General features: G+C 68.0%; 13 protein-coding genes. 8 read left to right on the forward strand and 5 right to left on the reverse strand.

Features of this window, described 5'->3' with window-relative positions:
- Positions 1 to 295 precede the first annotated feature (295 nt).
- From BACI348_RS03145 to BACI348_RS03160, 4 genes are all read right to left on the reverse strand, one after another.
- On the reverse strand, positions 296 to 1492 hold the full coding sequence (locus BACI348_RS03145) for a YihY/virulence factor BrkB family protein (protein ID WP_159823912.1): 1197 nt from the start codon (positions 1490 to 1492) through the stop codon (positions 296 to 298).
- Positions 1493 to 1596: 104 nt separating this feature from the next.
- A complete protein-coding gene (locus BACI348_RS03150) occupies positions 1597 to 2259 on the reverse strand; it encodes a DUF3618 domain-containing protein (protein ID WP_159823913.1) in 663 nt (220 codons plus the stop codon).
- A complete protein-coding gene (locus tag BACI348_RS03155) occupies positions 2256 to 2687 on the reverse strand; it encodes a phage holin family protein (protein ID WP_201298363.1) in 432 nt (143 codons plus the stop codon). The genes BACI348_RS03150 and BACI348_RS03155 overlap by 4 nt, the downstream gene beginning before the upstream one ends.
- The gene (locus BACI348_RS03160; RefSeq protein ID WP_159823914.1) at positions 2687 to 3676 is read right to left on the reverse strand and encodes a hypothetical protein; all 990 of its coding nucleotides are present in this window, start codon (positions 3674 to 3676) and stop codon (positions 2687 to 2689) included. Before BACI348_RS03160 ends, BACI348_RS03155 begins: the two co-directional genes overlap by 1 nt.
- A gap of 128 nt (positions 3677 to 3804) precedes the next feature.
- On the opposite strand from BACI348_RS03160, the gene BACI348_RS03165 reads away from it, so the two are divergent.
- Positions 3805 to 4461 (forward strand): hypothetical protein, encoded by a 657-nt coding sequence (locus tag BACI348_RS03165; protein ID WP_159823915.1) that lies wholly within the window; start codon positions 3805 to 3807, stop codon positions 4459 to 4461.
- A gap of 28 nt (positions 4462 to 4489) precedes the next feature.
- On the opposite strand, the gene BACI348_RS03170 is transcribed toward BACI348_RS03165, so the two are convergent.
- Positions 4490 to 5542 carry an NAD-dependent epimerase/dehydratase family protein gene (locus BACI348_RS03170; RefSeq protein ID WP_159823916.1) on the reverse strand — a complete coding sequence of 351 codons (1053 nt, stop codon included), beginning with the start codon at positions 5540 to 5542 and terminating at the stop codon, positions 4490 to 4492.
- A 147-nt stretch (positions 5543 to 5689) separates the two neighbouring features.
- On the opposite strand from BACI348_RS03170, the gene BACI348_RS03175 reads away from it, so the two are divergent.
- The 7 genes from BACI348_RS03175 (at position 5690) to rfaE2 (ending at position 12733) form a co-directional block, all read left to right on the forward strand.
- Positions 5690 to 6550, forward strand: coding sequence for a sigma-70 family RNA polymerase sigma factor (locus BACI348_RS03175; protein WP_159823917.1), 861 nt, complete (start codon positions 5690 to 5692; stop codon positions 6548 to 6550).
- Between the two features lie 134 nt (positions 6551 to 6684).
- On the forward strand, positions 6685 to 7221 hold the full coding sequence (locus BACI348_RS03180; protein WP_159823918.1) for a D-glycero-alpha-D-manno-heptose-1,7-bisphosphate 7-phosphatase: 537 nt from the start codon (positions 6685 to 6687) through the stop codon (positions 7219 to 7221).
- Positions 7221 to 8309, forward strand: a complete 1089-nt coding sequence (locus BACI348_RS03185) for a glycosyltransferase family 9 protein (RefSeq protein WP_159823919.1) — start codon at positions 7221 to 7223, stop codon at positions 8307 to 8309. Before BACI348_RS03180 ends, BACI348_RS03185 begins: the two co-directional genes overlap by 1 nt.
- Positions 8306 to 9349 (forward strand): glycosyltransferase, encoded by a 1044-nt coding sequence (locus BACI348_RS03190; RefSeq protein ID WP_159823920.1) that lies wholly within the window; start codon positions 8306 to 8308, stop codon positions 9347 to 9349. Before BACI348_RS03185 ends, BACI348_RS03190 begins: the two co-directional genes overlap by 4 nt.
- Positions 9346 to 10614 (forward strand): glycosyltransferase, encoded by a 1269-nt coding sequence (locus tag BACI348_RS03195; RefSeq protein WP_159823921.1) that lies wholly within the window; start codon positions 9346 to 9348, stop codon positions 10612 to 10614. The genes BACI348_RS03190 and BACI348_RS03195 overlap by 4 nt, the downstream gene beginning before the upstream one ends.
- On the forward strand, positions 10611 to 11354 hold the full coding sequence (locus tag BACI348_RS03200; protein WP_159823922.1) for a D-sedoheptulose-7-phosphate isomerase: 744 nt from the start codon (positions 10611 to 10613) through the stop codon (positions 11352 to 11354). The genes BACI348_RS03195 and BACI348_RS03200 overlap by 4 nt, the downstream gene beginning before the upstream one ends.
- Complete coding sequence (gene rfaE2, locus BACI348_RS03205) at positions 11351 to 12733, forward strand: D-glycero-beta-D-manno-heptose 1-phosphate adenylyltransferase (protein WP_159823923.1); 1383 nt, start codon at positions 11351 to 11353, stop codon at positions 12731 to 12733. The genes BACI348_RS03200 and rfaE2 overlap by 4 nt, the downstream gene beginning before the upstream one ends.
- Positions 12734 to 12799: the final 66 nt, after the last annotated feature.

The raw sequence follows: 12799 nt of genomic DNA on the forward strand, positions 1-12799 counted from the left end.
ATTGGGCCAAGCAGAATAATCACGAAGGTATGGCAGGGCAAGTGATTTGTCCAGTTGGGCCCTGCATTTCCGGTGGCGAAGCCATTCGTAAAGCGAGGGGGCCGACGGCGACTGGGGGGACTGGCCTCGGTCTCAGAAGAGGCCATCTCACCGCCGGCCCCGCTTTTGTCCCGGGCCACCTTGCTGACCCGGGAAACTGACAGGACCTCCAGAACAATTTTCCCCTATCTTGAAGGTCCTGCCTAGTCCCCGGACACGCTGCCACGAGGACGGCGGATTCCCGGGAACCCCGCCGCTACTCCTTGCCGGTACCGCGCTCACGGAGCTTGTCCCGGACCCTGTCGCGGTGCCGTTCCGCGGACTGGCCGGAACGCTGGCTGCGGTCCCCGTTCTGCGCAGAGCCCTCGTCCTTGCCAGCCCCGCCGCCGTTGGCGGCGCTGTACTTCTCCCGGAGTTCGCGGCCGTGCCGGATGTCCTCTTCCTCCTGCTTCTGCAGCTTCTCGCTTTTCTTGGTGTCACGTGGCGGCAGCTGGATGGTCTCTTCTGCCTTGATGCCGGCCTGGAGTTGGCGTCCCCGCTCCATTTCGGCGTCGAACTCCGCGCCAAAGAGCAGGGACATGTTCAGGATCCACAGCCACAGCAGCATCACGATCACGCCGCCCAGGGCGCCGTAGGTCTTGTTGTAGTTGCCGAAGTTGCCCACATAGAACCCGAAGCCGAGGGAGGCCAGCAGGAAGACGAAGAGGGCGATGCCCGAACCCAGGCTCATCCACTTGAACTTGGGCTGCTTGACGTTGGGGGTGGCGTAGTAAAGCACGGCGATGATCACGATGATGAGGGCCACCATCACGGGCCATTTGGCGATGTCCCAGATGGCGAGGAAAACACCACTGAGGCCGATCAGGCCGCCAACCGCCTCGGCCACCGGGCCGCTCAGCACCAGCATGCCGGCCAGGATGGCGATGATAACCACCGACAGGAGCGTGACCACCAGCATGGTGCCGCGCAGTTTCACGAAGGGCCGGCCCTCGTCCACCTCGTAGACGCGGTTCATGGCCCGGCCGAAGGCACCGACGTAGCCTGAGGCCGACCACAGGGCGGTGGCAAGGCCAATGACCAGAGTGAATCCTGCGGCGGGGGCGCTGGCCAGGTCTTTCACCACTCCGCCCACCGTGCCCACAGTCTCCGCCGGGACAAAACCGCTCACGATCTGCAGGAGGGCATTGGTGGTCTTCTGCGGATCGCCGAACAGTCCGAGCAGGGACACCAGGGCCAGGATTGCCGGGAAGAGCGACAGGACCGCGTAGTAGGTCAGGGCTGCCGCGAGGTCGGGGCACTGGTCCTTGGTGAACTCGCGGAGGGTCTTTTTGAGGATGTACTTCCAGTTCGGCTTGTCCAGTTCCCGGGGGCTGTCCGGCTTCCGGGAGTCGTCCGGAGCCGGCGCCTGGCTTGCCTTGGCGGTACTTGTTTCGGATGAGTCGTGAGTGGCCATGGGGTGTCCTCTCGATAGGGTGCGAAAACTGACAGGCCGGCTCCGCGGGATGGCGGGGCCGGCCTGTCAGATGGTGCTGTGCCTTGGGGTTTGCCGCGGTGCGCTTAGGTGTTTTGGACGTGGTCTTTGGCGTCGGTGGCGCGGTCTTTGACGTCGGTGACGGCGTCCTGGCCTTCGGCTTTGACGTTTTGGGCGGCGTCGGTGGCGGTGGCTTTGACGTTTTCCACTGCTTCCTGGGCCGGTTCCTTCAGGTCCTGGGCCACGGTTTTGGCGGCGTCGGTGACTTGGCTGACGAGGGGTTCGGCGGCGGTTTTGAGTTGCTGGGCCGCTTCGCGTTCCTTCGCGCTTGGGGGGATCAGGGACGAGATGAGCATCCCGGCGCCGAACGCGATCAGGCCGGTGGCCAGGGGGTTGCCCTGGGCTTTGGCTTTGACCTGGTCCGGGGTGTGGCTGATCGCGGTGCCGGCGTCGGAGAGTTTGGTGGCGACGTTGTCTTTGGCGTCGTGCAGGGTCTCGCCGGTGCTGTGCAGGGCGTTGGTGGTGTGCCCCGCTCCGGTGTGGGCCGCGTTGTGGGCGGTGCTGCTGGCGGTGTCTGCTGCTCCCATGATTTTCTCCTTCACCCCGACAACGGCGTCTTTTACCTTGTCGGTCTGGCGGTGGACGATGTTGGACGGGGTGACTTTGTCTGCCACGGCGTCCACGTTGGTGCCCAGGCGGGCGCGGGTGGCTTCTATGTCGGCGCGGATTGCGTCCGGGTTTTCGCTCATCGGTTTACCTCACCTGGTTTGAGGGTTGGGGGAATTTCGGAGAGTGTTTCGCCTGTCTGGGGCAGGCCTTTGATTTGTTTGAGTTCCTTGCGGCCGATCGAGGCCAGGACCGCGGCGATGATGCCCCAGATTACGGCGACGATCACTGCGGCCCAGCCCAGCGGCATCAGCGCGCCGAGGGCGAACATCAGGGCCAGGGACAGGAAGATCAGGACGAAGTGCCCGGCGACGCCGGCTCCGGCGAGCATGCCGGAGCCTTTGCCTGCCCTGGTGGCGGATTGTTTCAGTTCGGCCTTGGCGAGCTCCACTTCCTGGCGCATCAGGGTGGACAGGTCCCGGGTGACATCACCCAGCAACTCACCCAGCGACGCGTTGTCCGCCTTCACATGCGCCTCACTCGGCGGCATCTCCGGAATCTGGCTGCTCATCACAGACCGCCGGACTGGCCGTCCCTGGAGCGGTCCCGCGTCAGGGGATCGCCGGCCATCGGGTCATCGGCAAGGCTGCGGTCGCCCAGCGGGTCCTCAGCCGTACGGCTGCCTGCCCAGGGTTCTTCTTCCACCAGTTGCGGGCTGCCCAGCGGGCCGGGCGCAGATGCTGCTGACGGATAGGGCGTGGTTGACGGGTAGCCCGTACCCGGAGCACCGCCGTCGAAACCGGCAGCAGTGGCCGGTGCGGGGGACTGGACCGGCGGGGGCGGGACGGTTCCGCCGGCGGCAGCGTAGCCCTCGGCGTACTGGTCGCCGTACGGGCTGGAATACTGGCCGGAAAGTCCCGACGTGCCGGCACGGCCGGCGCCGGCGGTGGAGGAGGTTTCGGTGCCGGCGGCGAGGCCCCGGGTGAGGCGGCCTGCCAGGACACCGGCTCCTGCGGCGAGCAGCAGGAACGTGCCCGGGCGATTGCGGGCGAACCGCTGGACTTCGCCCAGGAGGTCACCCGGCTGCTTGTTCTCCAGCCAGGAAGCGACAGACTCGCTGCGCTGGGCAGCCTGTCGGATCAAATCGCTGGCGACACCCTGCTGCTCCGGGGCGCTGGCCATGCTGTGCAGCTGGCTCGAAATGTTCCGAATGCCCTCGGCGGCCTTCTGCTGCTGCGTGCCCGCCTGGTCTGACAACCCGGACTTCGCCTGCGCCAGCAGATCCTGGGCGCTGTGCTTGGCCTCGGACGCAACGTTCGCAACTTCTTCCTTGGCGGTCTGGGCCACGTTTTGCGCCGAGTCTGCCGCCGTCCGTGCAACATCGGCTGCTTCTTCCTTCGCTGCTTCCTTGCGGGACGTCCCGGAGGTGCTGCCAGGGACCTCGCGGTCAGGGGAAGTTGCGGCCGGCGGGAAAGTAGTGGCGCTTCGCTCGCCCGGAATTCCTGTGGAGGCCGGCGGAGCCGTGTAGGCGGGATCCTCGGGCCATCGGTTCTCTGTCATCTTCGCTCTCTCTTTCCAAGAAGGCCGGTTGTTGATCAAGAACCAGCGATACTGGCCGTAAAATAATAAGCATGATTACTAATAAAAGGTAAGTGCCCTTGCTAATCGAGTAGGTAACGGTCCCAAAAATGTCAGCCGGAAAGGCTTCCGCCCCTTCCGGAAACTACAAGGCGAAAGTGGTGGGAAGTGTGGAAACAGCTCCATGGGTTTGGGTCATAGTGGCCATTGTTGTGGTGGTGTTGATTGTGCTGCTGCTCCTGGCAACGGGACGGCGCCGCAAAGCGCTCCAGCAGAAACGGGACGACGCGCACCGCGAAAAGGCCGCCGAGATCCGCCGGGATGCCCAGGATCGGGAACTTGACGCCCGCGAGCGCGAGGCCAAGGCTGCACGGGCCAAGGCAGACGCCGAGCAGGCGCAGGTTGATGCGGCCCGGCTGCGCCAGCAGGCGGAGCATCAGGCAACCGAGGCAAAGTCGCTCCGGGAAGACATCGCCGATCGGACGCGGAAAGCAGACGAGCTTGATCCCGACGTCACCACCGGCCGCGGGGACCGGAGCAACCGTGAAGGCATCCACCATGGCGATGCTGCCGCAGGGGTGGCCGGCCCCGGCGACGGCGCTGACGCTGCCCGCGATGGCGTCCGCAACGACCAGGTCCTCGACGGCGGTGCGCACCACCGCGACGACCGGACCGACGGCGATGGCCGGAGTGACAGCCGCAACGGCACCACGAATCCCCTGACGGGCAGCCACGGTGAACAGGAGAATCCCCGCCCGGGTATCTAGTCCACCGGCGGTTTGGAACGCCCGGGCGTCAGTGCCGCCGCTTGAGGGCGCGCGGTGCCAGGACAGGGGAGGGAGCCACTCCCTCCCCTGCTCCCATGCCCGCCAGCACGTCAAGGACTGCCTCCACGGATGATTTCCTGGCTTTCCAGCCCAGGACCCGCCAGGCGCGCTCCATGTCCATCACCGGGACGCCCGCAGCCATCTCAACCCACCCGGCGTCCATGGGAAGAAGGCGGAGCTGCCAGGCCAGGCCCACGAGCTTGTGGAGCAGTTCCATGGGGACAGGGAGGATTCTCCGCGCCCGCACGATCCGGGCAAGTTCCCGGGGTGTGAGCACCGGTTCGGCGGCGACATTAAAGGCCCCGGAGGCCCGCTGGTCGATGACGCGCCAATAGGCCTCGGCGACGTCGTCCGCGTGAACAGCCTGGAAAATGAGGTTGTCCGGGGCGGGCAGAACCGGAAGCCAGGGCCTTTTTGGCACCACGCGGGGGATGGCCGGGCCCAGGAAGTACCTGCCGATCTGGCTCGCGGCGTCCTGCTGGAAAATCAGCCCGGGACGCAGCCTTGCCACTGCGATTCCCGGCTCCGCTGCCGCGAACTCATCAAGGAGCTTTTCCTGCGCTGCCTTGTGCCGGCTGTAGTGCGAACCTGCCATGCCGGTGGCCGGCCACGTCTCATCCAGCCGCCTGTCCTTCGGGGCTTTGCTGTAGGCGCCGATCGAGGACGCGCACACCACCTGTTTGACGCCCGCCTTCCGGGCTGCTTCCAGCACGTTCGCGGTACCCGTGACGTTGGTCCGGTGCAGCTGGTCGAGGTCCCGGTTTGGCTGGATCTGCCATGCCAGGTGGACCACGGAATCCACGCCTGCCAGTGCAGACTCGAGCAGGGGCCTGTCGCGTTCCAGTCCAACATCCAACGTGTGCCAGTCGACACCGGCGTAGGGAGCCCGTGAGGTGTCCGGCAGGCGCCTGCTGATTCCCCTCAGGTGCAGGCTTCCCGGCTTCCCGGCGATCTGGCCCTGCAGGTTGCGCAGCAGGGCCGTCCCCGCATTTCCGCTGGCTCCGGTGATGGCGATGCGCATGGTAAGGACTCCTTGGCGGCGGGCGTGCAATTTCGTCTTACCTGACGAGCCTACTGCCGGGAAGGATTGTTTTATAAGCAACCTTATGATTTCCTACTGCTAAGTCTTGCCGCAGGCTTTCGGAACCAAACCGAGGGAACCAACGACATGCCCGAATCTTTCGCCGCGCTTGCCGTGGATACGCCACCCGTCCAGGAACCAGGCCTGGAACCTCAGAGGGAAAACCGGCCTGCCGGCAACCAGGGGCGCCTCCGGGCAACCTTCGAAAACGACCTGGTCCTGGGTTACCTGGATCTTGCCGAGGCCCTCGCTGCCCGCTTCGAAGCCCGGGGCAGGGAACGCGCGGACCTGAACCAGGTGGCCTACCTTGGACTGGTCAAAGCCGCCCGGGGCTTCGACCAGTCCAAGGGCGAGAGTTTCCCCGCCTACGCCGCCCCAACCATCGCGGGGGAGCTGAAGAGATACCTGCGTGACCGCACCTGGGTGGTCCGGCCGCCCCGGCATATCCAGGACCTGCGCACCAGGATGTTCCGCGTGGAACCGGAGCTGGTGCAGGCCCTGGGCAGGAATCCCAGCGTGGCGGAACTCGCCACCGAGCTGGAAACCGACGCAGCGGCCGTGCAGGAGGCCATCTCGGCGTCGAGCAGCATGCACCCGGATTCCCTGGACGCAGCCAACCCGCACAGCGACGCCCCGTCCGTGGGGGACTTGTTGGCCTGCCCGGAAACGCCCCTGGAGCGGCTCGAGGACCTGGCCTGCCTGCGGGAGGCCATGCAGGACCTCGATCCCGCGGACCGCGAGCTGCTGTACCGCCGCTATTTCTGCGAGGAAACCCAGGTCCAGCTGGGGAAGCGGCTGGGGATGTCGCAGATGCAGGTATCGCGGCGGCTGGCCCGCGTGCTCGTGGAACTCCAGCGCCGGCTTTTGGGCAGCGGCCCGGCGGGCTCGCGCCAGGTTTCCGGTGACGTGCGGTCCGGTCGGGGCACTTCCAGGACCGGCAGCAGGTAAACCCGCAAGGCCGGCTGCGTACCCTGTCGCGGTCCTATCTTGCCTGTTCAAGCCGCAAAACCAGTCTCGAGCCGATAGGTGAGAAAAGCCGCAGCCCTTGTTTAGGAGCAGCAGCAGGAGGGAACGGAGACGGTATGGGAAGCTCCGTAAGCTCCAAGCTCCGCGCTGTCCTGTTCGACCGGGACGGAACACTGGTGGTCGATGTCCCCTACAACGGGGACCCCGGCCGGGTCATGCCGGTGCCGGGTGCCAAAGAAGTGCTTGACGCACTCCGGGCCGGCGGGATCGCCACCGGAGTCATCAGTAACCAGTCCGGCATCGCGCGGGGCCTGATCACCGCCGGTGACGTAGCGGCAGTCAACGCCAGGGTGGAGGAACTGCTGGGTCCCTTTGACGTGTGGGAGGTATGCCCGCATTCGGACCGGGACGGCTGCCCCTGCCGCAAACCCGCTCCGGGAATGGTGCACAGCGCCTGTCGGAAGCTTGGCATCGAGGAGCGGGAGGCGGCCCTCATCGGCGACATCGGCGCTGACGTCCGGGCCGCCGAGGCCGCCGGAGCAACAGGGGTCCTGGTGCCCACACCGGTCACCCGGGCCGAAGAGGTGGCCGAGGCCCAACTGGTGGCCCGCGACCTGGCAGAGGCCGTCTCGCTGCTGTCGGAGCGGCCCTGATGGCCCGCGTGCTGGTGGCACGCCTGGACAGCATGGGCGACGTCCTCCTGGCCGGACCCGCCGTACGGGCAGTGGCCAACGGACGGTTCCCTGACGGCAGCCGGCCCAACCAGGTGGTCATGCTCTGCGGACGGGAGGGCGAGGCGGCGGCGGGAATGCTGCCGGGCGCCGCGGAGGTCTACAGCTGGGACAGTCCATGGATCATGAACCCGGCACCAAAGATGACAGGCCCGCACGCAGACCGGCTCATCGAGTATGTCCGGAACTCCAGGATCACCGAAGCGGTCATCCTCACCTCTTTCCACCAGTCGCCCCTGCCCCTTGCGCTGCTGCTCCGGCTGGCCGGTGTGGAACGCATCACGGGCGCATCCACGGACTACGCCGGTTCCCTGCTGGATGTCCGGCTCAAGCCCGGCGAGGACTTTCCCGAAGACCAGCCCGAAGCCGAACGGGCCCTGGGCATCGCCGAGGCCGGAGGATTCCGGCTCCCGGCAGGCGACGACGGCAAACTGAGGATCGCGTCCGTACCCGACGCCCGGGGCCTGGTGGGTGATGACCCCTATGTGGTGGTGCACCCCGGAGCTGCCGTCCCCGCAAGGGCGTGGCCCCCGCTGCACCATGCCGCCGCCGTCGAGCTCCTGCAGGGCGCGGGGCACCGCGTGGTGGTGACCGGCGGTCCCGGCGAGACGTCGTTGACCGCCACCGTCGCCGGACCCTCGGCCCTGGACCTCGGCGGACGCACGGACCTCCGTACCCTCGCCGGCGTGATGGCGGGGGCTGACGCCGTCGTCACCGGAAACACCGGTCCCGCGCACCTCGCCGCCGCCGTGGGCACCCCGGTGGCCTGCCTTTTTTCTCCGGTGGTGCCGGCCATCCGTTGGGCCCCCTACGGCGTCCCGCTGGAACTGCTTGGCGACCAGAACGCCGCCTGCCGGATGTCCCGGGCCCGCGTCTGTCCGGTTCCCGGCCACCCCTGCCTCGACTCCGTGTCGCCGGAGGAAGTAGTGGCGGCGGTGGAACGGCTGATCGGCGGAGTGAGCTCCCTCAGCACCCACGTCAGTACCCGTAGAAAGGCCCGCAACAGATGAGAATCCTGCTCTGGCATGTCCACGGTTCCTGGACGGACGCCTTCGTCCGCGGCCGTCACGAGTACCTCCTTCCCGTCCTGCCTGAGGGGGGTGCCTGGGGACTGGGCCGCGCCGGCAGGGACTGGCCGGCTTCAGTGCGGGAGGTGGACCCCGGTGCGCTGGACGGGGACGCCGTCGACGCCGTCGTCCTGCAGCGCCCCGAGGAGATTGACGAAGTTGCCCGCCTGCTGGGCCGCCGGCCCGGGGTGGACCTGCCGGCGGTGTATCTGGAGCACAACACTCCCAAAGGCGACTTTCCGTTCACCCGGCATCCGCTCGCGGACCAGGACCGGATTCCCCTGGTGCACGTCACGCATTTCAACAAGCTGGCCTGGGATAACGGATCCGCCCGCAGCCTGGTGATCGAGCACGGGATCCCGGACCCGGGGCAGCTCTACACGGGGGAGCTGCCGGAGCTGGGCGTGGTGGTGAATGAACCCATCCGCCGCGGCAGGGTCACCGGCACGGACCTGCTGCCCGCTTTCGCTTCCGTCGCCCCGCTGCAGGTCTTCGGGATGAAGACCGGGGGCCTGGGCGCGGCCGCCGGGATTGACCCGTCCCGGCTGACAATCCGGGGCGACCTCCGGACGCCGGAGCTGCACCAGGAACTGGCGCGCTGCCGCGTATACGTGCACCCGATGCGCTGGACCTCGCTGGGGTTGTCTCTCCTGGAGGCCATGCACCTGGGAATGCCGGTGGTTGCCCTGGCCATCACCGAAGCCCCGCGGGCGGTACCACCGGAAGCCGGTGTGGTGTCCGCCGATATCGATGAGCTGCTCCGCTGCGCGCAGCGGCTGGTCGCCAATCCGGATGAAGCTCGACGGCGGGGCCTCGCCGCCCGCGAGGCGGCACTGGAACGCTACAGCCTGGGCCGCTTCCAGGGCCGTTGGGATGAGCTCCTTGCGGACCTGGGCAGCCGGGCCCGGCACCCGCAATCCGCCAGCAACGACGGCCGTGACGAGAAGATCCTCGTTCCGGCGCGAGAGAGGAATACTCCATGAAAATCGCAATGATTTCCGAGCACGCCAGTCCGCTGGCGGCATTGGGCGGGGTGGACGCCGGCGGGCAGAACGTACACGTGGCCGCACTCTCGGATGCGCTTGCCAAGCGGGGACACCACGTGACTGTGTACACGCGGCGCGATTCACCTGAACTTCCGGAGCGGGTCCAGGTGGGCGGCCGCTTCGAAGTGGTCCACGTGGACGCCGGCCCTGCCTGCCACATCCCCAAGGACGAACTGTTGCCCTACATGGGCTTGCTGGCTGACGGCGTGGCCAATGACTGGAGCCAGCGGCCGCCGGACGTGGTGCATGGCCACTTCTGGATGTCCGGCCTTGCGGCACTGGATGCCGCCGCCCTGGACGCCGCCGGCCGGCCGGAACAGGATTACCGGGTTCCTGTGGTCCAGACATTCCACGCCCTTGGAACGGTCAAGCGGCGGCACCAGGGCGCGGAGGACACCAGTCCGCCGGAGCGGCGCTGGCTGGAGCCCGGCCTGGGGCGCTCTGCGGACAGGATCATTGCCACGTGTTCTGATGAGGTCTTTGAGCTCAAGGCCATGGGCATCAACACGGGCAAGATTTCGATTGCCCCCTGTGGCGTGGACCTGGGGTTTTTTTCCGCGGACGGCCCGGCCGCCGACAGGCAGCGCCGGCACCGCGTCCTCTCCGTGGGCCGCCTGGTGCCGCGCAAGGGCGTGGACCTGGTGATCCGGGCGCTGCCATACCTCCAGGACGCCGGTTTCGACGACGTGGAGCTCATGATTGTGGGCGGCGGCGCAGAATCAGGCGCGCTGCACGCCGATCCCGAGGTCCGCCGCCTGCTCGACCTGGCGGAGGAACTGGGTGTCTCGGAGCAGGTGAACCTGCAGGGCCAGGTGTCACGCGGCGAGATGCCCGGCATCTTCCGCAGCGCTGACGCCGTGGTGTGCGCTCCGTGGTACGAGCCCTTCGGCATCGTCCCGCTCGAGGCCATGGCGTGCGGCGTCCCCGTGGTGGCGGCCGCTGTGGGCGGCCTGCGGGACACCGTGGTTGACCACGGGACCGGGCTGCACGTGCCGCCGCGGGACCCGGAAGCGATTGCGTCCGCGCTGGCTTTGCTGCTGGATAACCCCGCCCTGCGGGCCGAACTCGGCACCGCCGGCAAGCGGCGCGCACGCACCCGGTACTCCTGGGACCGGGTGGCCGCCGAAACCGAGAAGGCCTACCAGCTGGCGATGGCCGGGGCAACCGCCGGCGCTGTCCCGATGGAAGGAGCGGCACTGTGACGACGGAATGGTCCCTTCGTGAAGCCGACCTGCCGGTCCTTGCCCGGCGGTCCCCCCTGCCCGCGGTGCTGCCGGGCGCCACTTTTGCGGATCTGGACGGTGTGGACCGGGACAGCGCGGAGGCCGTGCGCGCGCACCTGGACAACGTGGTGCCGGCCCTCGATTCGCTGCGCAGCCAGTCCGGCCGGCTCGCTGCCTGGGGCGTGGCGCTGGCCCACCGGCTGCTCCGCGGACAGCGGCTCCTCGCGGCCGGGAACGGCGGGTCGGCAGCCGAGGCCCAGCACCTGACGGCAGAGCTCGTGGGCAGGTTCGACGGCGAGCGGGTTCCGTTCTCCGCCATCTCGCTGCACGCCGAGTCCTCGGCGGTGACCGCGATCGCCAATGATTACGGGTACGACGACGTCTTCGCCCGCCAGGTGCGTGCCCACGGCAGGTCCGGCGACGTGCTGATGCTGCTGTCCACAAGCGGCAAGAGCGCCAACCTGCTGCGCGCCGCCGAGGCTGCGTCCCGCCTGAACATCACCACTTGGGCGCTCACCGGGACCGGCCCCAATCCCTTGTCCGACGCGTGCGACGAAGCGGTGATGGTGGACGCCCTCAATGCCAACGCGCAGGAGGGCCACCTCATCGCCCTGCACGCCGTCTGCCGCGCCTTCGACCTGGAAGTGGCCCGGCGCAGTTCCGCGGATCCCGTCCAGGTGCAGAGCCTGAACCTGCAGAACCGGGGTGGGTCGGTATGAGGATCGTGGTGGTGGGCGACGTAATGCTGGACGTTGACCTGTCCGGGGAAGCCACGCGGCTGAGCCCTGACGCGCCGGTCCCCGTGGTGGATGTATCCGGCGTCAAGCGCCGTGCAGGCGGAGCCGGGCTGGTGGCGCGGATGCTTGCCCGGGACAACTGGCCCGTCACGCTGGTGACGGTTTTGGGTGATGATGACGCCGGGCGGCAGCTTGAAGCCCACCTCGCCGGAGTGCGGCTCGTCTCAGGGCCCAGCGGGTACCCCTCACCGGTCAAGACACGGGTGCGGGCAGGATCGCATCCGGTGGTCCGCTTCGATGAGGGCTGCGGAAAGACCCCCGTCCCGGACGTCACCCCGGCGATGCTCCGGGCCGTGGAGAAGGCCGGAGTGATTATAGTGGCCGACTACGGCCGAGGGCTGGCGGCCAACCCGCAGTTGCGCGGACTCCTGGAACGCCTGGCACCGGAGGTGCCCATCGTGTGGGACCCGCACCCTGCCGGGCCGGACCCGGTACCGGGAGTCGCCGTCGTAACGCCGAACCTTGCCGAGGCACAGAAAGCGGTGCAGCCGCGCGGCCGGAACGAAGGCCACGCGTGGCAGGCCGCTGATCCCGCCGCCGAGATGGGCACCATCCTGCTGGAGCAGTGGGGAAGCGGGGCCGTCCTGGTAACGAAGGGCGAACAGGGTGCTGTCCTGTGCCGCCGCGGCAGCACCCCGGAACCCGTTCCCGCCCCGCGGGTGGAGGTGGGCGATCCTTGTGGAGCAGGGGACCGGCTGGCAGCGAGCCTCGCCGTCCATCTCCTCGCCGGCCGGGAATTGAAGGAGGCAGCGGAGTTCGCCGTCCACGACGCCGCGGACTTCCTCGCCGGCGGCGGGGTGTCGGCCCTGCCCGACGCCGAGCACCCGGCGCCGGCCCGGCCCCGGGTCAGTGACCCGTTGCTGCTGGCCCGCGCCGTGCGCGAACGCGGCGGAAAGGTGGTGGCCACCGGAGGGTGTTTCGACCTGCTGCACGCAGGGCACGTCCGGTCCCTGGCAGCAGCCCGCGAACTGGGCGACTGCCTGGTCGTGTGCCTCAACTCGGACGAATCCGTGCGGCGGCTGAAAGGCCCTGAGCGGCCCATCATCAACCAGTACGACCGCGCCGAACTGCTCCTCGCCATGGAATGCGTGGATGCCGTGATGGTCTTCGATGAGGACACCCCGGAGGCCGTCCTGGAACGGCTTCGCCCGGACCTTTGGGTCAAAGGCGGCGACTACAAGGGTGCAAGCCTGCCGGAGACCGCCCTGGTGGAGAGCTGGGGCGGACAGTGCCTCACAGTCCCTTACCACCCCGCCCGTTCCACCACCGGCCTGGCCGACGCCCTCGCCAAGGTGAGCTGACGGCAGTGCGCCACTGGCAACAACGCACCCGGCCCACCACGTGCAGCAACCAGCCACAACCAAAAG

Source organism: Arthrobacter sp. 9AX (genome assembly GCF_902506095.1).
GTDB lineage: Bacteria > Actinomycetota > Actinomycetes > Actinomycetales > Micrococcaceae > Arthrobacter.